Genomic DNA, 24334 nt, shown 5'->3' on the forward strand with positions numbered 1-24334 from the left:
ATGCTCCGTAACGATGGGGAGGTGCAACAGCGAACATCACTTTTGAAGCGCATTACCTGAACCGGGCAGCATACGGCGCAGCGTGTTGTCGCCGACGACAACGTGATGCCAGAGCGCAGCCGCGGCATGCAGGCCCGCCAGCAGGATGATCGCCCATGCCACATTGTCATGCAGACCACCCAGGGCGCCCCTCCATTCGTGATCAATCACAACGGGAGCAGGAATGGGGAACAGCCCGAAGAAATTGAACGGCTCGCCTTGAGCCCAGCGAAACATAAAGCCCAGGACGATCTGCGCCAACAGCAACAGGTACAGGCAACCATGCGCCATTTTCGCCAGCAGGTTAAGCGCCCGGGGACTGTCGGACTTTGGATGATGACCCGCAATCAATCGCCAGGCGATCCGCACGACAATCAACAGCGCCATCGCAATGCCGAGCGAGATATGCAGCGATTGCAGGCCCTTGCGCAGCGGCGTGCCCTTCTCCAGGTTTTCCCAGAGATGGGCACTGGCAAACATGAAGATCACCACGGCAGCGGTGAGCCAGTGGAAGATGCGGGTCCAACGGTCGTAGCGGTCGGTCGGTATGTTCATGGGCATTCCCTGATGGTGTGAGTAGTGAACACCGCAGCGGGGAAAGTTATTCGGTGAGGCGCAAAAAAAATAGATGTGCTTCAGCCGTTGCCAAGCGAATACCCGGAAACGAAAAAGCCCCGTAGATTATTCAGCTACGGGGCTTTTTCTATGTAATGGCGGAGAGATAGGGATTCGAACCCCTTCTGACGCCCCTGCATACCGCTTAAGGCCAGAAAATACGGCGTTTTTCGTCCTTTGTTCATGGTTCCATGCGGTCTATGGCGGCCCTGAATCTGCCCTAATTTTGCCCTAAAACTTTTCCTCTGCCGCTCCTATGCTTTGAGTCTTTGTATCTTCGCCAATCGGGATTTGCGGGACGTAGCCCCTGACGTCACTGGCTCCCAACGAAGCGTACTGATTGCTTTGAATTGGCTGATACCGACCGATCCACGCTCGGTCCTAGCTTTTGGTCCAGCTCTAGTCAAAAGAGCCTCAACTGCGGGTCTAACAGACTCATATATTTGGAAAGCGTTGTAATTGCCATCGAGCAGCACTAGAAGAACGGTATCAAAGGACTGTTTTAAGTCGATCGACCCGACCGCCTCGCATCTGGGGATTGGAGAAATACCGGCCCTTGATTTGGATTCTGATAGTCAACCCATCCCTTATTTCCGTCGCGTCATAACCGGCTTGCCTAGCAAGCTCCAATTCGAGATTGAGGATACGAGCCGCCTCGTATTCTGCGACCTCACCAGTGACACCCAACGGCTTGCCAGTCAGGTGGTAATAACGCCGAGCAAGAGCTTTCGCGTCACTCAGTATCTGGTAAACCTCATCACTGGCTTCCATACATTTCCGTTGTTCGTGGAGCTGGCTGTGAGCGAGGTGACTTGTAACCCTAGATGGCAGCTGCCAGCAAGCCATAGGCGCGCTTGCCGCTTTACCTTCTTGCTTACACACCTAGCGCACGAGCTCGTCGAATTTTTTAACGACGGTTGAATCGCAGTCCTTACCGTCGATAGTGAATACCTCACTGCCTGACTGGTTATCTATTAGAGATATATCAAAAATCGAGTATCCCCCAAGGTCCCAGATGCAGGTGTCTACCTGTTGGTAAGCTACTTTTAGGGTATATCGTGTATTGAATGTGTCGTAGTGCTGGAGTGAGGTTTCCTTACCCATTGTTCCTTCAATGATTGATGCGCCTTTGTAAACGCTCATTTTCCAACCATTTGACCTCAAAGATTGTTTGAGCCCCCCGAGTACACCGCTAGACCCAGTGGGCACCGTGACGCTTTTAGCGGATGAATCTATTCGCTCGAAATTGTTTACTTTTTGGCTATTGCAGGCTGCCAGGGACGTCATCATTAAAACTATCGCCAGTAACCTGTTCATTGTTTCCTACTCGTTCATGAGGGCCGAAAGTCCCCTGTTCTTAAAGCATCGGCCCAGCGTGGCTGCGCTTGGGCTTTCCTGCTACTTTTCCTTTCTATTTAGGATTGTTGGCCTGCGCGTCGCGCCGTGGCCAAAAATATTCCTGCATCACTCAACCTGTCCGGTGAAATATTTGACCTGTTCAATCTGTTCAGAGCCACTGTTTCCTGATGGGTCAAAAGCACTAAACGATAATTATTCCTGATATAGGAAAGGAGTTCTTCATCTGTGGCGCCGTTCTCAACAATCTGAATCACTACTTTAGCAAATGCTCTTTGTGGAAGGACGTGCTCAATCAAGACGCTTTCACCACGCTGTCGAGCCTGATGCGCATCCACACTACATTCCGCATCTATATCTTTTTTCAGATTATTGATATGCCTGAGAGATGGATATTTAACACGCTGACAGAGCAGATCCAGTATTCGCTCTACGGAGTGGATGGCCCCACCGTTGTCTGTAAAACCGGCAGCAATAGCCTTGTTTCTCGCTTCGATGAATAAGCGCAGAGCTGGCAAAAGCAGAGCAGGGCTATATTTTCCATGCATAATTCGGAGCCTTTTTTGCGGCTAGGCCAATCAACTTTTGGCGCCGATACCGGATTGACTCCGTTGCCGAAACCTCACTGACCCAGTCTGACATCTTGTTAATCATTGTCTTTGACCGACGTTTACTGGTTTAGAAATGGGGCAATCTTGCGTCGGCATCTGAGTCAATCCGAGGTCAGCACCAACATGTAGTGCCAAGTTGTGTTTTTTTTCCACGTTGTGATTTTCACTTTAGCCTCTTTTTGAGCGGTCCGTGCGTCAAAATCTGCCAGCAGATCTTTGGGACTTTCTGAGTAAAAAAATTACAGACATAACCTACTCCTTGCAGTGTCGGAAACTCTTATTATCACGTCGGCATAGCTCAGATCAAGGTACCAGACTTTCGGAGAGTTTCCGCCTTTGGCGGCAATACCTTTGAGTAAGCCTGACAACTCTAAACCGCAGGCCACTCCGAAGAGTATTAGGTTTCAGTACAGGACCGAAATATATCAGGGCGACGCCCCCACACAGCTTCGAATACCCGGTGAACGCAGAAGAACACTGAATTCACTCGCCAGAGAACTCGCCGACCATCTCGCAACCTAGCCTCAAAAATTCCTGGACGGCAATGACTCTTTGCTCTTCGCCCGAGTTCAAATGATTTCCAGTGTTAAAAACATTCTTGAGTGCGGAGTTTTGAGCTGAGGCATATATGCGCCCGAGCATGAAGTCTGGGTTTGGACCTTCAAGCAGTAGGAGCATGATCCATGGCGACTCTGAGTCAAGATCTTTCTGCTTAATCTTCCCAGCTTGTAAAGCGGATATGAATGTCATTCCTTGTTGGTATCCATATAGGAACAGACGTTCTTGCTTCGCTGGCGTTCCAGCCTTTGAGGCAAGCGAAGAACACTCGAAAGCGTTCCACGAGGCCTTAGCCTTCTGTGCGTATGCCTTAGAGTTTTGTGCAATAGCTGTCGGGGCGACCGAGAACATCAGAAATACCATAAAGATAATTTTTCGGCTATCCATGTTACGTTCCTATGAGTTTGGTAACGAATAGAGACTCGGACGCCCCCTCAGCCACCGCTCGATTTTCAATATCAGCGAATCCCAGAACTCATAAGTCGGCGGGAAGCACCATACTGAGGCTTAATTAACCCACAACACACAAGATTGGTAGTTCTCAACGCCCCTCCATGAAGATTCGACCCAGCAATTTATAGAAATCTAAAGTTTGGAAAACGCGCCTTACACTTCGAGATCTCATCTTTTTAGGATATATAAATATCATGGCCTTTCAAGCTTAAGAAAAAGATATCACGGCCTTAAACCCGACATATTTTAACAAAAAGGTAAAAAAATCCATGTGTCGTCTAGGATAGCACCACCACCATTGGAAAAACCGGAAATAACATTAAGAAACATACCTTATGGAAATTAACAATCATCGAAAACCGATTACATTATCTGATATTATGCATGTAATATACACTAAAGTACAGAGCAGCAGAAAAACGTAGAGAAATACATGAGAGCAGATACAAAAGCGCAAAAAAAACAATACACACCATATATTCAGAGTAACTTTGAAGAGCACGCCCGCCATTCTTCAATTATACCGAAGCAAAAGATCTGGACCTTTAAAATAACAGAGCGATTGCTGACTCATGACAAAATTGTATTTGAGTTAACTAAAATGGAATGTGCCATAGTGAAGATATTGGTAAATGAGAGCAATAATGTAGTAAGTAACGAACACATTCATTACATATTAAACAAAGACCCTGACAGTTACAAGGGCTTATTCATGTGCCTCAGTAGGTTACAAGCCAAATTCAAGAAAATCTCCCACGGAGAGACTTTATTTCGTTCAGTAAGAAATCGCGGCTATCGACTCACACAAATCATACAAGTTGATCATGATTATTCAGATTGACGATATTTCGTGCGATCTTCATGTTGCTTCGACCTGATAGCGTCATAACTTCGCTCGCACGCTAGCCCAGCTATCCTGGCTCGATCATAAGCAACCGCCAGCTCTCCCGATTTTTTGTCAGCCCGCTGGAGCAAGTCGGAGAGCACCATTGCGGCGCGCGTGGCTGACGCGCCTCGCTGGGCAGCTCCGGGGTCACCGGCGCAGACACTGGCGGCAAACTTACCGGCTTCGACGTGCAGCCGGTCGCCAGCAGCATCAGCAATACCAGCATCAGCGTCTGCAGCTTTGTTCTGTTCTCTCGCATCGCTTGCTTCCTTGTTCACCGCCGCTTGGCGGCGCTGCTCTTCTTGGCGGGCCACGTTGCCGGCCTCGGTTATGGCAAGCGCCTGGGCCTCGCCGATTTCTGCCAGCTGTTTACCGTAGCGCCAGTCCTGCACCTTCCATGTGGAAAAACAAGCAATGACCACGATAACCAGCAGTACTGCCGGCCTCTGCACCGGTATCATGCCAGCACCTCCAGCGCCCTGTCGTACAGCGCCTGGCGATCATCCTGGCCAATGAGCCCACCATTGATGCGCCGCGTGATCTTCGCGAACTCACCGCGATCGGCCAAGGTATTTAGCCCACGCATCGACCAAAACCAAGCCGCCGACATCGACGCGTGTTGTGGCAGCTCCAGCAGTTCAGGCTTATTGATCAGGTCCAGGCCCAGCGCCTCGCCGCACGCGACGTGATTGGCACGTCCGGTGATTTGAATCAGCCCACGCCCACGGTATCTGTAGCCGTCCCCCTTCACGGTATTGCCCAGATCGGCACGGCCTTCATACCCGGCCTGCTGCGTCGTCGGCCCCCAGACCTCGCGCAACCAACGAAACTGACCTGACTCGTGCCCGACCTGGGCGATGAAGGCGGCAGCCCGAAGCGAGCCGACGATGCCGTAACGGTTCATGGCCGTGTTCAAGGCAGGAACAAAAACGCCGGCATTGCGGCCGGCGTTCGGGAGAATCTGCAGCAGTTGCTGCTCGGTGATGGGCATACTTTTCTCCAGACGAAAAAAAACCGCACAACGGCGGCAATTGGAAGTGAAAACCAAGTTGAGTACACGGAGCAAGACCAAGATGAATTAGGGCAGGATAAGTATTGCGATAAGGAGTTCCCGAACCGTTATTACTTGTCAGCATTTAGATGGAGCACATCGCTATCATCTGCACCATGTTCCGTATACGCATACAAGGAAAGAGTTAATGGTGTTGACCCCTCCCAAAAATACCAATAACCACGGATGGGTTTGGGTCTACAAAAAAATCAGACAATTTGGATTCTCTCGATTTACTGCTTTTTACAGGGTAACCCTCTACATTTTACGTGGAGATACAGGGACTTTTAGATTGAAAGATGGTTGGACCAAATTCCGCTTCCGCCGTTAGTTTTTTTCAGCAATCAGTCGCACCTTCAAACTCAGGCAGTGATTTAAGGTACTCGTATGCCTGTTTGAATGGGTTTTCGCCGTCCATGTCGTACCGCGTCGTGTGGTAGACATACGTCAAAGGTTCGCAGTTAGGCTCGGCGCATGTCTGAACACTGAAGTTCATTTCCGCCTTATCTGTACCCAAGGTAACCACTGCCACAGTGACATAGGCTCCCTTGACCTCTACGTTTTTGTAAATCAAATCCAATGCAAGTGCCATGCTGGTCGCCTCATGAAGTTTAGATCGCGGTATTGCCGGCTACTGTGACCCAATCTTGCGCGGCCGGGCCTTTCGCATAAACCCATTGAGCGCCACCGGTGCAGTCCGAGCAAAACGCCAAGGCCCCGGTATTGCTCGCCGCGCTGAGGGCCAACAACTGCGCACGCGTAAAGCTGTTGAAGAACAGCCCCGCGCGAAGATGCTGCATGCCGCCTGGGTTGTCGGTTTTTACGAGCTGAGTGACCTCGATTCCCGTCGACGTAACCACGTTGCGTTTGCGTACGTTCGAGGGTGTGTCGAAGTCGGTGGCCATGGGCTCGACGTTGGAGACCACGCCGGGTTGCGCCGATGTCCTGCGGAGAACTACCCCTGCGCTGCTGGCAAACGCAAATGAACGAGTCATGTTCAGCGTAAAGTCCGACCCCGAAGAGGCGTCCCCCGTGATCGAAATCTCCCTCCCTGGCCGATCGCCAATGGTCGTACCGCGCGCAAGCCTGGACGGGGTACCTCGGTCATTGACTGCACGAGAAACGAAACCCAAGTTGAATCCGTTAAGTCCCAGAAACTCCCAGAGCATCTCGGCGGCATAAGCCTGCGCAGCAGCCACTGGGTGGACGCCGTCGTCAGTCCCGAAGATGGTGTTCATATCGGCATGCGTGCCCAGGAGGTGATAGCTGTCGAAGTACAGATACGACGCCCCTTTGTTGCCACAGAAGCCCTTCAGGTAATGCCCCGACCTCATCTTGAGCGAGTCGTTTAGGGTTCTCGGTGTCGACCCGATGAACAGCTTGTCCGCATATGGACTGGACGCATCAAGAATGTCTATCAGATAGTTGAGCGATGCATCAGCTGCAGCCCCATCCCCGAAGTCGTCGTCCATCTCGAAGGTGATGAGGTCCGCGTTTATGTCAGTCAGGGCCGCCTGCCAAATCGAACGCCCTTGCGCGGAGGCCGTTGCATCGGCCAGCAAGAGGCCACCACGGTTCATGGTCTGATGCAGGTCGAGACCGGACACTGTGGTGTTGCGGGTATGCACAAGAACAACACGTACCGGGCCACCAGATACGGTGGTCAGCACAGCAGCAGTAGCGGCTGATTGCGTATAGGACAAAACGCCAAGACCAGTGACATCGGCGGCGGCGGAGACGGTTGCCACAACGGTACCGCCGACGGAAAGGTTCAGCGTGCCGGCGGAGGGCTCTTTGATGTAATACACCTTCACATCAGTAAAGGTTGGCGAAGATCCCGAACGCACCCAAAGTGCTGACGCGCCATCATTAAGACGACTGACGAGCCCAGTAGGCCAATACTGATACTGAAAAGTTTCCGCCGTCACGAGCGAGGCGGTGCTAAGCGAGAGGTCATAGCCGCCGGTGGGCGGCCCGTCCCCAGAACCTGTGCCAGCACTGTTGACGCCACTCATGTTGACCCCGCCCATCCTGCGATCCAGCGAGGCGTTGAGCTGAAGCATTTTTGCCCCGGCCAAACTGTCACCAAGAATGATCACCCGCAGATGACTAATAGACGATGCTGCCGCAAAAAGCTTGCTGAACACTTTCCTCGGTTTTCGCAGGTTCAGCGCTAGGGCCGCGCTGACCGTAGTCCCCTTATCGCCGATTAAATTCGCGCCTTTGGTGGCATCGTCTGCACTGGCCAGTTCCAGCTCTAGACCCGCCGATTGCTCCAGAGACAAGACGGCTTGCTTTGCAATTGTCGGCACCAATCCCGACTCAGTAACAACATCGGTCTCGGCATCGCCATGAATATATTGATGCAGTTTTTCCGAAGCCCCGAGCGAGCGCTGTGCCGCTTCCGACAACGCCCCCGCGTAGCTCTCCAGCGCTGCTATATCGGTCATTCAGTTTGCTCCAGATAATAAAAAACCCGCATCGCGGGTCGGTTGTTCGCTTAAGTAGTGCCGCGTAGAGGGGCTGGTTAATACCCAGGCGCCTTCCCTATCGCCCGCCAGTGAACCGTCACCCCATAGTTCACCGTATCGTTGAACAGCCTGTATTGCGTATTGCTTACCGCATAAGCACCCGCCGAGTTGCCATCACCGTCTGTGGCATTAGGAGATATTTTGTTGCCGAAGCAGTTGTAGACCTCCGCAAATGGCGTTGGAAAGTCTATTGGGGCACTCACGCCGTCGGCGCCTACACCGCCTTGCCCCCACTGCTCTAAGAGCCCCGTAGCGCTGTCCAACTTCCATCCGTTAACACCCAACAACGCGGTGTTCTTGTTTTGCTTCGCGAGGTCAAGTACGTCCAGCGCGGTTTGGATAGTCTGATGCAGTGAATTGAGAAGCGAATCTGTGGCCGTCTTTGTATAGGCATCGCCGATGCCATACCCGGCCAGCGTGATGGCATTGTTCGCTTTGCTTGAAAGTAGAAAGTCAGTCTGATTTCTCGTATAGGCATCAAGAATGCCGTAACCACTTAACGACGTGGCCTTCACCGCATAGTTAGCCACTGCGACTTGAATCGCCTTTAACACCTGAGCATTGTCCTCAACATCCAGGGCAGGTAGATACCCGAGGATCAAGTTGCACAGTTCCTCCTGAACGGCGTTCAACCACTCGGCCTTGATCGGCGTGGGGCTCACACCTCCCACGATGGTGCCGTAGCGAAACCGGCCAAGCGCAGTGACCAGATCGGTCCAACTGGAAATTCGCTGCATGCTAGAAATCCTCAATGCCGGCGATTGCTGCAGGCGTCACGTAATGGATAACGTTAAAAAGGCTGTCAACTTGGCTGAAAATGTTGTCGACGACTTCCTGCCCGAAGCCCAGCACCACGTCGGTATACTCAGGCGCCTCAAGCTGCAGGCGACAATTCAACGTCGCGGCTTCCGTGGTACCGAATGCATCGATCGGTGCCGACGCCAGCCAGCTCCAGGGCCATGCATCGCCATATAGAAAATCACCCACATTGGTCGAGCCGACACGGGCGGGGCGGAACTCATCAATGGCGATGCCGATGCCGGTCTGCATGGCCATCCGCAGGTAGTACGCACGCTGGGGTGCTCCGGTCGCGCTCATCTTGTTAAGCACCGCCTGACGGCGCTCTGCCACCGTTTGCGATCCAGGCACAACACACACATCAGGAATGCCCAGGTACTGTTCCCAGTCAGTTAAAAGCTGACTGACACTGGCGGGATTTAACTCTGCCTGCAGCTCATCCAAGGCAGCATCAATACGCGCGAACTCGGGAGCAAAGGCAGCCACCAGTGCCGCAATGTCGGTCTGTAGTTCAACGTCAAAAGCTGGGCCGGGCGGCAGCAGTTGTTGCAGTTGCTGCTTGTAGTCGTCTTCACTCATAGCCATGTGATCACCCCAAGTGAAGCCACTTCGTTGATGGCAATGACCACATCAGCATTGGGAGACGTCAGCACATGATCGGTCTCGCCAGCGGTATTATTGATTGCTCCACGGATGTGGGAAATCAGCAGGGTCGAGTCAGCTCCCGCCTCATCATTGATCAGCGCGGCCAACGATTGCGTAACCGCCGTACGCAGCGCCGTGCTATCAGGCGTCAACTTGATCGAGAAGTTGAGCACCCGATCAATCGGTGCAAAGGCGTAGACTTCAGCGGTAACCGGACGCCTGGCATCTAAATGGGCCTGTACTTCTGCTACCTGGGCAGGTGCGGGGAAGATGCTGACATCCGCGTCACGTACAAAGGTCAGACCAAACGTACCCGGCCCCATCCAGCGCGGCAGAGCCCAGGCGCGAGTGACCCCTGGCACCTCCAAGGCCCATTCAATAAAGTCCGCGCTGTTTCCTACCTTGCTCGGGTTCTTGAACGCTTGCCGCACCCTGCCCCGCAAGGCGTCTACCGTTTCCTGGTCGGTTCCACCGACGATGCCATCGACACCGATGGTCGCAGTGGGGTTGACGCCGATCACTGGAGAAACCGCCGTCAAGGTGCCGGCGGCAAGGTTGCCAATCGTCCCGACATCATTCGCCGTAACGGGCACAACGGCAGCACCTGCTACCAGGGTGGTGGTCTGGGTAACGGTATAGAGGCGCCCGTCTTCATACTGGTAGACGACGCCAACATCGACCAGGGAGCCAGACACCCCTGTCACGGCTATAGGCCCCGTAGCAGCAACTGCCGCTGTTCGCCCTTTCTCCAGCCGCCAGTCAGCCCAGCGCAACAGGTTTTCCTCATCACAGGTGGCCGGGTGCGACTGCTTGGCAATCCATTGCTGATAACCATACAGCTCGAAGGCGGTACCGCTGTGCGCTCGGGCAGCCGCCTTTGCGTCAGATCGGCGCAACGCATCAGGGGCGTTTCGCTCAAAGTCTGCCTCGGTGCGCGTAATCAGCGCAGGCAGCGTTGGGATGTCATATGGCATTGATTAAACTCCAGGTATCCTCGAAGGCCAGTTCTAGCGTTTCGCCGTTTGCCTCGGTCATCAGCACCCCCATGCGCATCCCGTTGATGCCATAGCGCTCAACCGTGACCGTGACCGACGTGGCGATGCCGTCCACGACCAGCCAGGCCAGCGCCTCATCGGCGTAATCCTTGGCATCCTTGAAGGTGTCCGCCACCAGTGATCGTCGGCGCAGCAGCCAAAGGCGCGAACCTATCTGGTCGCCCGCCACGGTGGGCACGCTGTCTCCCCACCAACCCTGGCGGTCACTGTCGTCCAAGTCATCGTCATCATTGGCCCGGCGCCAGGAAAACAAACTGATGGTTACGGCGCGGCGAAGAAGCTGCTCACGATCGGTCATCAAGCGCCTCCAACGGGCGGCCCGCTTTGGCCGTTCCCACTCTGCACACCGTCATGTGGATGATTGATTTGGCTGATCCCGCCGGCAACCTGGTCGCCCTCACTGACGATACTTCCCGTCTGGGTGATTTTCGGCGTATCAAAGTTCACGCCTGCCGTGGCTTTGATGTTGAGGGTTTCAGTTTCGATATCGATGATTCGGCCACGCTTGAAGTGGACCTTGTCGCCCTCATCGGTATAGATGGCCACCTCGCCGGGCTTCATTCCAACCAGGCGGTATCGCCTGTCCGACACAACAATCACCACCCCGTGACTGCGATCGCCACCAATGAAGCCAGCCAAGGCTTCAGCACCGTCATGCGGGCAGGCCGTGAAGCCATACGGTTCCAGGTGTTCGACCTGGTCCTTCACCTCACCGGCCAGCAAACGAAGCTGCAGGCTCTGCAACTTGCTGGCCGAGTTGGCCAAGGCAACCACGCCACGCGCGAGGAAATTCGTCAGTGCGCTCATGAGGGTTTGTAGTCCGCAGGTATGAGGTATTCAAAGTTGTCAGTTTTCTTACCCTTGCGAAGTTTGCGCTTCTCGTAGGCATCGTTCGGCTCAGGCAGAAAACCATCAGGTGGCGCGACGCTGAGGGTGGCAAAAGTGCCTTGCTCGCCGAGTTCGTAATTGATCTCGGTGATTAGCATGTCCCGGTCAAAACCAATGATGGGATCCACAACGCGCACAACCATGTTGTGCCGCCACAGTTCACCGTTACTCTGCCGCCACCCCTGGTACTTGTAGGTGGCCGCCAGGGCCTTGCTGATGGCGTTGGCGCGCTCCCACACGACACGCGCACGTGCAATAGCTGGTGTCAGTTGACCGGACTGCTGGATGACCTTGACGCGCTTACGGCCGATTCGATCATCCGTAACCGAGGCCTCGACCTCTGTTGCAGCGACACCGAAGCTCGTATCGGTACCACTGCGCTGACCCTTGCTGACGTATTGGGAGAACACATTGGAGAAATCCATCTGCGCATCGCCGGTCAGGATGTTCTCCCCCAACACCAGCCGATCCGCCGCCCGGCCTGCACTTCCTGGTGAGGCTATGATCAAACGCCCACGGCCATCGTCGGTGCTGAACAGGCGAGACAGCGTCAACAATCGGTCGATGCTTTCGAATGCCGTTTCACCTGGCTCGATCGTATGATCATCGATCGCCTGTGCCAGCCCGGAATCATCAACAACGGTGATCCCGTACTCACCCGCCAACGCCGCAACAATGCTCTGCACGCTCTGGGCGCGCCATTGGCCGGGGGTATTGATCGCAGCGCAGTCGACCAAGTCGCCTGTCCGGGACTTTCCCGAGATAGACAGATTGACGGCTCGGCCATCGTATTGAACGGGGGCTGATGACACATACCCCGTCAGTATCAACTCTCTACCGATCCGTACTTCGACCGCTTCACCCGGTTTGATACGCACCGGTACATCACCACCGCCAGGCCAGTTCCAGGTAATGCCCAACTCAAAGTCGCGGGCCTGGCGCTCGAGGCCGGCACTGATCCGTACCGATTTCCACCCGGCGTAGTCGTACCCGCCAGCGCTTAGGGTGACGATATTGGATTGATCCATAATCAGCTCTTTGCGACTTGTAGTTCAGTGGCCGGCACGAAACCGGGATGACGGATGCGGTTGCGCGAAACAATCTCAGCGCCACGCAGCGCATCGCCGTAAAGACTGTATGCGAGGACAAGAGACGAAACCGTTTGCCGTGGGGTGTAGGCGCGCAACCACACACCACTGCGAGCAACCTCGGTCAAATGGCGATCAAGGCGTAACCGCGCATCACTGAGGGCGCCGAAGTGATCAGGGGCGCTATCGGCGGCAACAGCCCATACGGCCTCGCTGATAGCATCACGCAATTCAAGAATGTCGTCAGCGACCGGGACACTGGTCAGCTCGGCCTCACCCGCGACCGTCGTCAGCCCTTGCTCTCCCAACTGGGCAGCCACGCTGGCGGCCTGGCCAGAACTGGACACATCAGCAATGGGTACCTCTGCCATGTCCAGCACCAGGTCCAGAATGGCAGCGTCCTGGATCAACCCGATGACCGCTGCCTGAATCGCAGCTTCATCGGCGGTCGACGTCAGAGGCGCCGCAGTCTGAAGCGCCGGTATAGCCTCCGCCATGGCCTGGCTGCTCTTCAGTTGGCTGCCTGCGCCATAACCGTCAAACGTCCTTTCCAAACGAGTCAGGTCACTCAACAAGCTCGCCGCAAACGCATCCGGTGCGTTCACCAGGTCATTCACGAAAGCGTCTAGATCGGACGCCAACGACGTCATGGGTTTCAGGAAGTTGATACCGAACGCGTAGACGCTCGACAGCGCGGTACGCAACGTCCGCGCTCGCTGCCCTGCCAAGTTGACCGCCGCCATCGCAGTGCTGAACCGACTCTGTATGGACACCAACAACGAATCCTGCTGTTTGACCAGTTGCTGTTTGGTATTGGGGGCCTGGACTGGAAACTCCAACGTGCCGTCGATGAACTCGAGCGCAAAGCCAACCATCCCGCCCTCAGCGCGTGCATGAGAGACCTCACACTCCCCCGCTGTGACCGTCAGCCGGCCAAACCACGGATGAACCAACTCACCCGGACCAGGCTTATCCAACGCGGTCAGCAGGCGATCACGCTGCGACAGACAATCGTCCCCCACAACGAAGGCGGCAAACCGGTATTTGCGTGTCTGGCGCCCCATGTCCTCCGTGTAAGGCTGATCACGCTGGGGGTACTCGTGGACCTGCGTACGCCGGCCCACCGGTACCCTGTCGGTATCGACCCAGAACGACACGCCGCGAAAGGATGCGGCCTGCTTTCGGTCACGCCATTCACTCATGGTGCATCTCCCGACAAGGACCGATAGCCGACTTTCGGTGTAATGGAAAGCCCTGGCTGACTGGTTTTAGCCGGGTCAACACGCAGCCCCGGCGGAGCGTTTTGAAAGCGCATCACCAACTCACCATTGAGCTGTGTCTTGTTCGCCGCAGCCGTCTGCTGGAGCAGCGAGCCAGGTGCAGGCAGGCCGGGAACGCGCAGCAACTGATTCGGATCCAGCCCAGCCTGGCTCGCGTTACGCTGGACCTGCTGACGACGCATTGTCTGGGGTGCATCCGCCAACAAAAATGCCCCCGTACCGCCTCCCTCCCCAGCATTGCGTATGCGCTGCGCCTCGGCCTGCTGCTGGACTTTGGCGGTCAGCCCGACGCCACCGTCCTCCATGCCAAACAGCCTTAGAATCGGCTGAATATAGGGCTGGATGTCCTCCCACAACTTCCTGAAAAACTCCGTAATCGGCGTCCAGTTTTTAATGATCAGCGCCATGGGCGTCCAACCAAAAACCGATTTCATGAAGTCAATGAAGGGGGTGGTGTAGGCCTTGATCAGATCCCACAATGCCGTGAAGAAAGGCCCAACGGTCTCCCAGTTGGCGACGATCAAGCCTGCCGCCGCCGCGATCGCTACCGCAATGATGCCGATCGGGGTGGCAGCAAAGGCAACACCCAGCACCCGCACGGCCACGGTCGCAGCAAAAACACCTGCACGAAGCGCCGTGAAAGCGATACCCGCCACCGCCAGGCCTTTGACCAGTTGGGGATTGGCCTGAACAAGTTCAGCGACCTGGGTAATCATTGGCCGCATAGCATCCAACACCGAGTTGATGCCAGGAAGCAATGCGTTTCCCAAAGCTCGCGCAACACCATCGACAGTGTTGCGTAACAACTGCAGGTTGTTTGCCGTTGTAGCCGCCCTGGATTGGTACTCCTTTTCCATCGAGCCTGCATACTTGGTGGCATCCCCCACCTTCAGCAGGTTCGTGCGCAACAGCTCGACGTTTGTAAGCAATGGCGTAATGGCCGCTACCGACTCGCTGCCAAATAACTCAGTTAGCAGGGCTGGACGTTTTGCGGCATCGACCATTGAGATACGGGTGAGGACATCCAGTAGGGTTTTTTGTGCATCCTTCTGCATACCTTCGGCGACGTTTTTTGAGTCCAGGCGCAACGACTTAAAAGCGAGCGACTGACTCTTGGTCGCCGCAGTACCCTTGGTCAACGACAGCATGAAGTTTTTGATGCCTGTCGCCGCCACATCTTGTTTCACGCCAACGCCGGCCATCGTCGCCCCGAGCGCCGCGACCTGAGCGGCTGATAGACCCGCGACCTCCCCTAGTGCCCCTACTTCCGTAACGATCCCCGAGACTTTCTGCGCGCTGGCAGGCCCGGTATTGCCCAGGTAATTGATTTGGTCGGCCAGACGAATCGCGCCTTCCTGGGTCATCCTGAACGCGGTTCGCCACGTGGACATCATCTCGCCGCTTTGCTCAGCGGTTTGATCGAATGCAACCCCCATCTTTACCGCAGCCTCGGCGAACCCCAGCAGCTCTTCACGGGCAAAACCCGCCTGTCCGCCCGCCGCTACAATCTTGGCAATGTCGCCAGCGGCCATCGGCAAGCGGTCGGACATTCGACCAATGTCATCCCCCATCTGCTTGAACTGCTGCGGCGTGTCGAAGTTAACAACCTTCCTCACGTCTGCCATCTGCGACTCAAAATCAATAGCCGCTTTGGCACCCGCGACAAAGGGGGCAGCCAATACACCGCCGGTCACGATGTCGCCGAATCCAATCTTGCCAAGGCCGGTTTTCTCCAGCCCCTTACGGAACGCGGCGACGTTTTTACGGGCGCCAGCCAACATAGGCGAAAGTTTATCAACGCCGGTGATCAACGCCTTGAGCTGAAACTTATCTGCCATCACTCCCCCTCCAACACATTGTTGATGCGCTGGGCGTGCGCAACAGACTCAAGAACGATATCCAGCGACCTGGCCATTACCAGCTCTGGGTCCGTTTTCCAGAAATAGGCCAGGTCGTAGGCAACGGCTATCAGGCCGTCAAGGTCGCAGATGCCGGCGTCATGAAAAAACCAGCAATCTGCCAACTGAGACTGTTGAGGTCAGACAGATCTAACTGGTTGACCGACGACGACGGGATACCCGCACACACGACGATGTACTTGGCGGCGATGTCCAGATCGATCGATACGGCTTCATCCTTGTCGATCTTGTAGGGCAACGCCTTGATGGCCCTGGCTTCCTGCGGAGTAGGTCGGCGAATGGTCAACTCGCTCAATTGCTCACCGTGTGCCTCAATAGGCGCGGACAGCTTCACGACTTCGCTCATTGCCATACTCCCTTGGTGCCATCCCATTGGATGTCTATGGTCCCGTCATCGCCCTTCGACACCGGTTCCCCGATGACGTATGCGCCAGACAACACGTAGACGCCGCCGTTCTTGAACTCGACGGTAATGGTCTGGTCAGTGGCGGTCGTGATTTGCTTGATGGGCAAGTCAGGGGAATGAACAATGGTGGCTTTCACATAGGCAACCAGGTCTTCTTCCTTGAAGAACCCCGGCGCTACGGATTCGCGCTTGACGTCACTCAGCGGACATTCCACACCACCCGTTGTTGTGAACTGGATACCGTCCGCCTTGATGTAGACGGTACCGGCGACTTTCTGGCCCATGGCCTTACTCCTACAAAAAAGCCCGCACTTGGCGGGCCATGGTTACTCGATTTGTCACGCGGCGTCGGCGGCGTACTGCAGGCGGAACTGATACTGCAGCGCGAAGATGCGCAACTGATTGATCAGGTCAGGCGGATACAGGACGTTGACCCGGTTGGGATTGGTGGAGGATCGCGTGACGATCAGGTTTTCGGCGAAAGCGTCAGCGTTCTCGACAATGCCCAACTGCTCAAGCGCGTAATAACCCGCGATCATTTCGGCCCGGATAACCGCCGGAGTTACTATGGCCTGGCCGGCACCAAAACGGGTACCGTCGTCGGCCAGCTTGTGACGTCCATACTTGCTGGTCACCCGCGTTTTCAGGAAGTTGATGACATAGGCCGAGGTGTGCAACGTCTCACTGTCCAGGTACGAATCATCGTTCTGATCAAACGAATTACGCTGGTAAGTGGTGATTGCCCGTTCGATCCGCACCGCACCGCCACCGTAGTAAGCAGTGGCGACACCGTGCGTCAGCAGCGATTGCCGCTCAAGTAGCAAAAAGCGGCTACCTGCCGGCGCCGGGTTAACGCCGGTCAGCTCCCCAGTTTGTGTGGGTCGAGCCGGATCAGCGGAAATAAACACGGCCTGGCGCGCCGCATAGCCCGCTGCCAGTTTCCAAAATGGATCAGGCACTGAAGCCTCGAACCCGTGAACCGTGACGTGCTGATCGTTACGCGCCGATCCGAATGCCACCAGGGAACCCAGCGTGCCGCGTTTCGCGGCATACACATGGCCATAGATTTGCTTGGCCCAGCTCCAGCGGCCACTGGAATCGCCCATGAAATCCTTCCAGGCATCAAGCGAGGTTGTATCCGACCAGGGCGCACAGATGAACTCGAAGGGCTCATCACCAAGACTCGCTTGAGCAACGGCCACATCAGGCGACCCAACGCCGCCAGCCATGGCCGCAAGCACCACCGTCAAGCCTGCGGGGGTAGTCTCGCCATTGTTGCGGCCAAGCCGATTGAGCTGCAGCGCAATGTCGTTGCCACTGTCACCCGACCACTTGCAGGTCAGGGTTACGACACCGGCGACCGCTGCAGCAGTGACCGCCAGGCCAGCAGCATTGATGGCCGCCACCAAAGCAGCGGCTGCCACCGTGGGACTGGCACCGGTCGCCACCGTGGCGCGTACACGGGTTCCGCCGATGTACAGGTTGATCACCCCGCCGGCGGTAACAGCCCCCGTGATGGTGACTGTGCCAGCGGCCTTGGTGCCCACGCCTTTAATCGGCAAGCACCAAACCTCGCCAGCGGGATCGCTCGAGCGCCAGGTTTCGTACATCTGTGCCAGCATCGAACCAACGCCACCGATGCTCTTGGCCAGCCCAAGGCTGGAGACCAAGGTCAAGTGTCCGATCTCCTCGGCAACTGAGTCGTCGTTGACCTGGGCGACGATGAGTCGCGCCATGCTGGACGTCGCGTTATTCGCCTGGCTGTTATCCACTTCGGCGTAGAAAAGCGGCACCCGAATGTCACTGGGAATATTGTTAAAGCTGACTTCACTCATTGCTCCGCGCTCCCAGGTTCAGCCGCGGCGACATCGGCGGCAAGTTTGGTGGCGGCCTTGATTTTCGTCGGTGCCTGTTCAGTGACGTCCTGGTCACTCAAGCGCCGCAACCAATAGGTGTTGCGAGGAACTGCACGGCCTTCGGGCGGCAAATAATCACCGGCCTCCGGGTCCGGGGTCTTCCGGCCCTCAGCCGGGTACACAGTGATGCGGGACATGAGAAATCCTCTTACGGTTGGGGAAGGTCTACGGAAAACTGAGCGTCGATCCGGCCATCTGGGCCAGGTGTTTGTAGGTTGGGGTCCGAGGGTTCGATAAAATCGACATTCACGTCCATGCCCTCAAACGCCGGTAGGCCGTCTAGTTTCCATTCCTCCCAGGTTTCAGCAGGCTCGGACGCCCGATTGCGTCCCAGTTGAAACGCAGCCTCAAAGCTGAAGCGGTACACAACACGGGCGCGATTGATGAAGATCAAACTTCCGCCGCCGTACGTGATGGGGTCGTACTCGACGCTGGGCTTCCAGCCCACCACCGCTTTCCATAGGCTCGCGCGCAAATCGTGCAGCAGATCTGCGGCCTCTTGGCCGCGCTCGTCGGTGCTATCGAGCACCAGGATCACGTCAAACAGGTCGGTAATATCCTGGCGGATGGCGTTGTCCACATCGTTGGCGGACGCTTCGTCACCTGCCGCTATCACGTAGGCCGAGGGGTGACTCAGCTTGGCGCTACTGGCCACTGCGTCCCAATCGATACCCGCCGATACCCTGTTGGAAAAGGCAGGACAGTACGCACGCAACTGCGCGACGATCAGACTGATTTTCATCGTGTGTTCCAGGTTTTGAGGTGCCAACAAATACTGGCTGGAGTCAGCTCAGTGCCGCAGCGAAAGCCGCAGAAAGAATGGCTTGCACTTCGGACTTGGAGTCCTGCAGTGCGTCGGCCATGTAGTTGTCGCGGGGTTTAATCCGCCATTCACCAGCAGCCCGCGCAGCAAGAGCAGCTGCACGTGCGCCGGCGGCGCGTCGGTTGGATTTACCCTTGCCTTTACCAGGCGCCAATTTGCCAAGCCGTGGGCCTTTCTTTACCCCATAGTGCAGGTAGGCCGGATAGAACTCTTCCATCCGGCTTGTCTTATGAGGTGCCACCTTCACCATGAAACCCGCGCGGGAGACCTTGAAGGTGATCGACTCCAAGGTCGCCCCGGTACGGTTGACGGGGTACCCCTCCTCTCCGCGAGCGAGAGCAAGATTCATCTGTGCTCTTTGCATCACTAAACGCCCGGCCTTACGCATCCCGGCACGAATTTTTCGCTTATCGAAAATATCGCGCGGCAGGTTGTTATAACCCTCAATGTGCAAGTAGCCGTCAATGGATGCTGAGTTAGCCATAGATCCCTCCCCCGGCTTGCTCCGGCCCTAATTCCTCGACCTCAAGCAAGGTAAACCGCCGATTGCCATTCATGTCCGCGACCCGACGCACGCGATAAATCGTCGCGCCATGCACAACTTCGTGCGACTCGCTCATGCCCTTCAGAAAGTAAAAAGTCACCCGATGGGTGATCTTCGCATCAGTCTGGACGCCGTTTGCATAAACAGCGGTTCCAACCGGTTCGATCTTTGCCCACCTTCTTTTCTGATCGGTGAACAACGAATCAAGCCCCAGGTCCAGGGCGGGCATGTCAGACCGCAATCGCACCAGGACGCGCCGGTCTAACTCGCCGGCACTCGGTTCACGCATGGCCATATTCAGAACCTCGGAGGAACGGTGATATCCGCCACCAGGTGATCGAGGAATGTCGAGGGCAATTCGGCCAGCGTCTGCCCGACTAGGAACATTTCCGGGTGTCGATAGATCGTCGCGGCGGCCATCAACAACCAGTTGCGCACGCCTGGATACAGGTCAATATCAAGCTTTGCCTTGTACCGAATACGGAGCCGACCGGCAGGACGATCTGCCGGGAAGTGCAGGAAGCTTTCCCGTTGCCCAGGCCGCAGATCAAATGGGCCAACCTGCTCCAACCAACTGCCGTTTGCCTGCTGGGAGAACACCGAAACAATCTCGCTCGCCTGGCCGACATCAAGCGCATGCCCGCTCTGCCGATCGGCGGGCCACTCTTCTTCGTAAACAGCGCCCCGGATAGCGGCGCCCGTTTTCGACTCGCATTGAGCCGTGACGCCGGGGATGATGATTTGCTCGATCAACTCCGGCGCCATGTCCTCCGACTCAACACGGCACTGGAATGCAACCTGGGCCAAGGTCAGAACTGGGCCACCGATGTATTCGATTCGGCGAGCCATGATTTATGGCTTCGCTTCATCGGCATCATCTTCACCACCAGTATCGTCACTACCACTGGCTTCAGCAGCACCACCACTGTCAGCGGGAGCACCATCAGTGCCAGCGCTACCATCAGCACCGCCGTTCCCGCCATCCTCACCACCAGCATCAGCGGCCTGATCCTTTTTAGCACCCGTGGCAGCCGTTTTTTTGTTGCCCGGTTTCGAGGCTGATCCTTTTGTCGGTTTCGCCTTAGATACGGTTCCAGTGTCTTCATAGACTTCAGCGAACCCCTTCAACTCCAGGCCTTCAACAACTGCAGGATCGAACCCTGCCAGCTCATCCACTGAATAACCACGCCAGGCTTTCAGGAAACGCACCACAATTTTTTCGCTCATCGCATTGACCTCTGAGATGCAAAGCCCCGCCTTGGCGGGGCAAAGGGAATTACATGCCCGCGCCCCACTTAACGGCGACAGCGACGACGATGCATTCCACATGTCGTGGGCCGAAGTCATGCTTCGCGATGACTTTCACCAGGGTCTGATCGCGCTGGAAGGCGCTGACCATATTGCCGTCTGCATCCTTGTAAGATGCTTCGTTGCTGAACGAGATCGTCAGGTCCATGTCTTCGCCGATCATCATGTCGGCGAAGTTCACGAAGTAAAATTCGGACTCATCACCGCCCGCGCCAAGGTTCACTGGAATCTGATTGCTCAGGCCCACGGGATAGCCCTTGAACAAACCCTGTTCGATTTCGGGATACGCCTTGTTACCGTTGCCATCGCGCAGCGTCTGCAACCAGCGCAGCGTGCGCGGATGCATCAACCAACCACAGGACTTCATCATCACGTTCGCAGTTTCGATGCGAAGCATCATTCCACCGCAGAAGAGGTCGATCTTCTCAAGGGTGAGGTCAGCTACTGCAGGCGCAGTCAAAATATTGAATGGCAGCGCCCAATAGCGCATCCCCTTCGGCAGCGAACCGGAACCATCTGCCCGAATGAAGTGAAGATCTTCGGAAAGCCCCATAGAAACGGAAAGATCCTCAACGACAAGGCCATCAATACGGGGGTTGACACCCGCATTGGCAATCAAGTCATTTGAGATCGGCACGATCGCTGCGGCTTTTTTTGCAGAAAGCTTTGTATCGGCGAACGTCATGCCGGTTATTGGGATATCGGTGTCGGTCCCGATGTATGTCACCACGGTGTTACCGGTGATACGGGGCTGCGTCAGGTTGCCATTGTTCAACGGCAGGCTTCGCGTCCCCATCTTGCGGACAATCGACATTGGGCGAAGCGCTTCGATGATCTCGGACGAAAAGTTCGTTGGGACCAAAACGCCACCAGCACCAGGCGTGACCGTGTTCAGCGCCATAGCCACTTCGGGCGAATAGCCGCCCTGTTGCGCCATTAAAGCCGCCTGTTGCTGGTTGCCTTGGGCAGCAGCAAGCAGGCGAACCATCTGAGCCATACGCACACCAGGTGCGAGCTGTGGTGCATGCGGGCCGGAAATGTGTGTAGGCGGGCTGTTATTGCCCTGGGCGCTCTCGGTCAGCGGCACAGCGCTGGCGGCAACAAGGCGCTCTGTAGCCTCAGCCCGAGAAATCTTGGCGGTCAGCTCATTGACCTGGGTTTCCAACTGGGTGAACTGAGTCAGTTGCTCGGCGGAAAGACTACCGCCGTCCGCCTCGATTTTCGCCAGTGCCTGGACCTGCTCGACCAGCTTGGCGCGTTCGCTACGCATTTGAAGTACAAGGGACATGGTGCCTCCTGGGCATTAAAAAACCCGCACAAGGCGGGCTTCGACGACTGCCGCGAACGCGGTCAGATCAGTGTTTGAAGATTCAGTGCAGCGGCGCGTACCGCAATTCGGCCGCCCTGGCGGTTCGCCCGGCTTACCGCGACAGAATGGGAAAGGTCATCAACGGCCTGCTGCGGGTTCTGCAGGCGATCGGCCAGGCCAGCGCTGATGCCAGCCTGGCCTCGATACAACCCGGCCTCCGTGGCAATCACCTGTTGAACAGACAGCCCCCGGTAATCCGACACGGCATTGACGAACAGCTGGTAACTCTCTTGCACAACATCGTTGAGATACGTGAGTGACTGATCACTCAGCGGCTCGTGAGGCGTGAGGTCGTTTTTATGGGCCCCAGCAAACACGGTGGTCACTTTGACGCCCATGCCCTCCTCCATCTTGGAGCGATCCATGTGACTGGCGATAACCCCGATCGAGCCGACACCGCTGGTCTGGCTCACCACCAGTTCGCTACAGGCCGAACCGAGCAGGTAGCCGCCGCTGTAGGCCATGAAGTTCACGATGCCGGTGATGGGCTTCTGCTGGGACATTGCGCGGATATCTGCCGCCAGTTCAAATGCACCGACGGCAGAACCGCCAGGGCTGTCGATATCCAGCACAATCCGCTCGACCATGGGGTCGGCAACCGCATTGCGGATCTGGCTGCGCAGCTGTTCATAGCTGGTCATCGTCTCGCACATGCCGATATGGCTGCCACGACTGACCAACACGCCACTGACCGGAATCACCTCGATACCAGTGCGGGCGATCGCGGTCCGGCGTTCCTCTTCGCGCTGGGCGATGCGGTCCATACCGTCATCCGACCACAGGCCGGGAGCACCCTGGGCGCCGATGTTGACGATGTTCAAGCTCATCACCTGGTTGGCCCAGCGCACGCCGAGGTCCAACATGTCAGGCATCACCAACAGCGGCTGATTGAACAGCAGGCTGGAGGCTCGAAGGTAATTTTTCATTGCGCCAGAATCCTCTCAATTTCAGCGTGCTGCATTTCGAGTTGCGCGCGCACAGCAGGGTTGGTCAAGTCGCCGCCGCTTTTTCCCGCATCAACCATATTCAGCGGCTGCATGTAGATATCACCGCCAGGTACCGGCGGCATGTTTTCCAAGCGCCGGATGTCATTGGCACTCAGCCAACCCCACTGCCGTCCGATGGCATAGGCTTCGTAGCGGCTTTTCTGGTCGCCACGCAGCAACCCGGACAGGTTGAATTCGATGAAGTAGTTGCGCCGATCGGCAGGCAACAGGAAGTCGCGCATCATCGACTGTTCATGGCGCTTGACCCACGGCAACAACGCGAACACCACGAACTGAATCATCAGTTGCTCAAGGGTGTTGTAGTTGGACTTCTCCAGGTCGTTGACCATAGGCAACGGAATCTTGTAGATCCTGGCGATATCGGTACCGGTGGTTTTGAGGATCCCCAGCACCTCGGCGTCGACGTTGTTCATGGAGACGGGTTTGAAGGTCATGCCCTCTTGCAGCAAGGCCACCTTCTTGGCGTTGTCCATGCCGCCGAACTTCTGCCCCCATTGATCGACTATCTTATCGATGCTGCCCTGATCCTTGATGGGCGGTGCTTCACGCGGTCTTTCGATCACCCCAGATACCGTCACACCGTTGGCGAAGCTCTTACCCGTGTACTGCCTTACGGCCTGGGCCAGTCCTATTGATTCCGCATGAACTTCAATCGGCGACAGCCCTACGTAGTGATTGGTGCTGAACCACCGCACGTGATGAATCATGCGCATCGGTAGTGCTTCACCGCCGCCGATTCGGTAATACGGCAGCATGTCGCCGCCCTTGAGTACCTGCACCTTGTTGTTGCACAACGGCCACAGCGCCAATACGTTGCCGTCATCCCGACGATCAATGAAGCTGTAACCGTTGCCTCGCAAGCCCGCAGCACCCTGCATACACTCCATGTATTCGTACGGTGTCTGAAAGCCGTTCGGCTGGTACCGAAGCACGTCGTACGCCGGGTGGTTGATCGCCGCTTCCCGCTGGCCTTTATCCAACCGTTTGTACATCTCGCAGGGCAGTTGCCCCATTGTCTCAGCCAGCAACGTGACGCAGTTTTGCAGGATCGGCAGACCCAGCGCAGTCTCCGGCGTGACCTTCACGCCAGTGCTGTTGCGCCCGCTACCAATAAGGCCGCGCCAGAAGCCACTACCTGTTTCCGTGAGATTGCCGCGACCTTCGCCGAGCACGCTTGAAAAGAACATG

At 56.1% G+C, this 24334-nt stretch carries 29 protein-coding genes; 1 reads left to right on the forward strand and 28 read right to left on the reverse strand.

The window, feature by feature from the left end; all coding sequences use genetic code 11:
* Positions 1-36: 36 nt before the first annotated feature.
* The 4 genes from QU606_RS08465 to QU606_RS08480 all read right to left on the reverse strand — a co-directional run bounded on the left by QU606_RS08465 (position 37) and on the right by QU606_RS08480 (position 3566).
* On the reverse strand, positions 37-594 hold the full coding sequence (locus QU606_RS08465) for a cytochrome b (protein ID WP_069075461.1): 558 nt from the start codon (positions 592-594) through the stop codon (positions 37-39).
* Positions 595-1143: 549 nt separating this feature from the next.
* Positions 1144-1425, reverse strand: a complete 282-nt coding sequence (locus QU606_RS08470; protein WP_304998295.1) for a hypothetical protein — start codon at positions 1423-1425, stop codon at positions 1144-1146.
* 644 nt (positions 1426-2069) lie between these two features.
* On the reverse strand, positions 2070-2558 hold the full coding sequence (locus QU606_RS08475; RefSeq protein WP_131697059.1) for a hypothetical protein: 489 nt from the start codon (positions 2556-2558) through the stop codon (positions 2070-2072).
* Between the two features lie 546 nt (positions 2559-3104).
* Positions 3105-3566 (reverse strand): hypothetical protein, encoded by a 462-nt coding sequence (locus QU606_RS08480; RefSeq protein ID WP_131697060.1) that lies wholly within the window; start codon positions 3564-3566, stop codon positions 3105-3107.
* Positions 3567-4233: 667 nt separating this feature from the next.
* On the opposite strand from QU606_RS08480, the gene QU606_RS32870 reads away from it, so the two are divergent.
* Positions 4234-4473 (forward strand): hypothetical protein, encoded by a 240-nt coding sequence (locus tag QU606_RS32870; protein WP_370531109.1) that lies wholly within the window; start codon positions 4234-4236, stop codon positions 4471-4473.
* Here the strand turns inward: QU606_RS32870 and QU606_RS08485 are convergent.
* From QU606_RS08485 to QU606_RS08600, 24 genes are all read right to left on the reverse strand, one after another.
* Positions 4461-4979, reverse strand: coding sequence for a DUF2514 domain-containing protein (locus QU606_RS08485; RefSeq protein WP_131697062.1), 519 nt, complete (start codon positions 4977-4979; stop codon positions 4461-4463). The genes QU606_RS32870 and QU606_RS08485 overlap by 13 nt on opposite strands.
* Positions 4976-5509, reverse strand: a complete 534-nt coding sequence (locus QU606_RS08490; protein ID WP_131697063.1) for a glycoside hydrolase family 19 protein — start codon at positions 5507-5509, stop codon at positions 4976-4978. The genes QU606_RS08485 and QU606_RS08490 overlap by 4 nt, the downstream gene beginning before the upstream one ends.
* A 397-nt stretch (positions 5510-5906) precedes the next feature.
* Positions 5907-6161, reverse strand: a complete 255-nt coding sequence (locus QU606_RS08495; protein ID WP_131697065.1) for a hypothetical protein — start codon at positions 6159-6161, stop codon at positions 5907-5909.
* 19 nt (positions 6162-6180) lie between these two features.
* Positions 6181-8019 carry a hypothetical protein gene (locus QU606_RS08500; RefSeq protein WP_131697066.1) on the reverse strand — a complete coding sequence of 613 codons (1839 nt, stop codon included), beginning with the start codon at positions 8017-8019 and terminating at the stop codon, positions 6181-6183.
* A 77-nt stretch (positions 8020-8096) separates the two neighbouring features.
* A complete protein-coding gene (locus QU606_RS08505; RefSeq protein ID WP_131697067.1) occupies positions 8097-8837 on the reverse strand; it encodes a phage tail protein in 741 nt (246 codons plus the stop codon).
* A 1-nt stretch (position 8838) separates the two neighbouring features.
* A complete protein-coding gene (locus tag QU606_RS08510; RefSeq protein WP_304998296.1) occupies positions 8839-9477 on the reverse strand; it encodes a putative phage tail protein in 639 nt (212 codons plus the stop codon).
* The gene (locus tag QU606_RS08515) at positions 9474-10517 is read right to left on the reverse strand and encodes a baseplate J/gp47 family protein (RefSeq protein WP_131697069.1); all 1044 of its coding nucleotides are present in this window, start codon (positions 10515-10517) and stop codon (positions 9474-9476) included. The genes QU606_RS08510 and QU606_RS08515 overlap by 4 nt, the downstream gene beginning before the upstream one ends.
* The gene (locus tag QU606_RS08520; protein ID WP_131697070.1) at positions 10507-10896 is read right to left on the reverse strand and encodes a phage GP46 family protein; all 390 of its coding nucleotides are present in this window, start codon (positions 10894-10896) and stop codon (positions 10507-10509) included. Before QU606_RS08520 ends, QU606_RS08515 begins: the two co-directional genes overlap by 11 nt.
* Positions 10896-11405 (reverse strand): phage baseplate assembly protein V, encoded by a 510-nt coding sequence (locus QU606_RS08525; protein ID WP_131697071.1) that lies wholly within the window; start codon positions 11403-11405, stop codon positions 10896-10898. The genes QU606_RS08520 and QU606_RS08525 overlap by 1 nt, the downstream gene beginning before the upstream one ends.
* Positions 11402-12514 (reverse strand): phage baseplate assembly protein, encoded by a 1113-nt coding sequence (locus tag QU606_RS08530; protein ID WP_131697072.1) that lies wholly within the window; start codon positions 12512-12514, stop codon positions 11402-11404. Before QU606_RS08530 ends, QU606_RS08525 begins: the two co-directional genes overlap by 4 nt.
* Before the next feature lie 2 nt (positions 12515-12516).
* Positions 12517-13776 carry a DNA circularization protein gene (locus tag QU606_RS08535; protein WP_131697073.1) on the reverse strand — a complete coding sequence of 420 codons (1260 nt, stop codon included), beginning with the start codon at positions 13774-13776 and terminating at the stop codon, positions 12517-12519.
* Positions 13773-15692 carry a phage tail tape measure protein gene (locus QU606_RS08540; protein ID WP_131697074.1) on the reverse strand — a complete coding sequence of 640 codons (1920 nt, stop codon included), beginning with the start codon at positions 15690-15692 and terminating at the stop codon, positions 13773-13775. The genes QU606_RS08535 and QU606_RS08540 overlap by 4 nt, the downstream gene beginning before the upstream one ends.
* A gap of 130 nt (positions 15693-15822) precedes the next feature.
* Positions 15823-16119 (reverse strand): phage tail assembly protein, encoded by a 297-nt coding sequence (locus tag QU606_RS08545; RefSeq protein ID WP_131697076.1) that lies wholly within the window; start codon positions 16117-16119, stop codon positions 15823-15825.
* The gene (locus tag QU606_RS08550) at positions 16116-16463 is read right to left on the reverse strand and encodes a phage tail tube protein (RefSeq protein WP_131697077.1); all 348 of its coding nucleotides are present in this window, start codon (positions 16461-16463) and stop codon (positions 16116-16118) included. The genes QU606_RS08545 and QU606_RS08550 overlap by 4 nt, the downstream gene beginning before the upstream one ends.
* Before the next feature lie 54 nt (positions 16464-16517).
* Positions 16518-18014: a phage tail sheath subtilisin-like domain-containing protein gene (locus QU606_RS08555; RefSeq protein WP_131697078.1), complete on the reverse strand. Its 1497-nt coding sequence runs from the start codon at positions 18012-18014 to the stop codon at positions 16518-16520.
* On the reverse strand, positions 18011-18232 hold the full coding sequence (locus QU606_RS08560) for a DUF2635 domain-containing protein (RefSeq protein WP_131697079.1): 222 nt from the start codon (positions 18230-18232) through the stop codon (positions 18011-18013). The genes QU606_RS08555 and QU606_RS08560 overlap by 4 nt, the downstream gene beginning before the upstream one ends.
* 11 nt (positions 18233-18243) lie before the next feature.
* Complete coding sequence (locus QU606_RS08565) at positions 18244-18837, reverse strand: hypothetical protein (protein WP_131697080.1); 594 nt, start codon at positions 18835-18837, stop codon at positions 18244-18246.
* A gap of 43 nt (positions 18838-18880) precedes the next feature.
* Positions 18881-19402, reverse strand: a complete 522-nt coding sequence (locus tag QU606_RS08570; protein ID WP_131697081.1) for a hypothetical protein — start codon at positions 19400-19402, stop codon at positions 18881-18883.
* A complete protein-coding gene (locus tag QU606_RS08575; protein ID WP_131697082.1) occupies positions 19395-19757 on the reverse strand; it encodes a head-tail adaptor protein in 363 nt (120 codons plus the stop codon). The genes QU606_RS08570 and QU606_RS08575 overlap by 8 nt, the downstream gene beginning before the upstream one ends.
* Positions 19758-19759: 2 nt before the next feature.
* Positions 19760-20311: a hypothetical protein gene (locus QU606_RS08580; protein WP_131697083.1), complete on the reverse strand. Its 552-nt coding sequence runs from the start codon at positions 20309-20311 to the stop codon at positions 19760-19762.
* Between the two features lie 3 nt (positions 20312-20314).
* On the reverse strand, positions 20315-20689 hold the full coding sequence (locus tag QU606_RS08585) for a hypothetical protein (protein WP_304998297.1): 375 nt from the start codon (positions 20687-20689) through the stop codon (positions 20315-20317).
* A 49-nt stretch (positions 20690-20738) separates the two neighbouring features.
* A complete protein-coding gene (locus QU606_RS08590) occupies positions 20739-22058 on the reverse strand; it encodes a phage major capsid protein (protein ID WP_131697084.1) in 1320 nt (439 codons plus the stop codon).
* A 62-nt stretch (positions 22059-22120) separates the two neighbouring features.
* Positions 22121-23065, reverse strand: coding sequence for a S49 family peptidase (locus QU606_RS08595; RefSeq protein WP_131697085.1), 945 nt, complete (start codon positions 23063-23065; stop codon positions 22121-22123).
* Positions 23062-24333: a phage portal protein gene (locus tag QU606_RS08600; protein WP_131697086.1), complete on the reverse strand. Its 1272-nt coding sequence runs from the start codon at positions 24331-24333 to the stop codon at positions 23062-23064. The genes QU606_RS08595 and QU606_RS08600 overlap by 4 nt, the downstream gene beginning before the upstream one ends.
* Position 24334 lies beyond the last annotated feature (1 nt).

Origin of the sequence: Pseudomonas sp. OVF7 (assembly GCF_030644265.1) — a bacterium.
GTDB lineage: Bacteria > Pseudomonadota > Gammaproteobacteria > Pseudomonadales > Pseudomonadaceae > Aquipseudomonas > Aquipseudomonas gorinensis.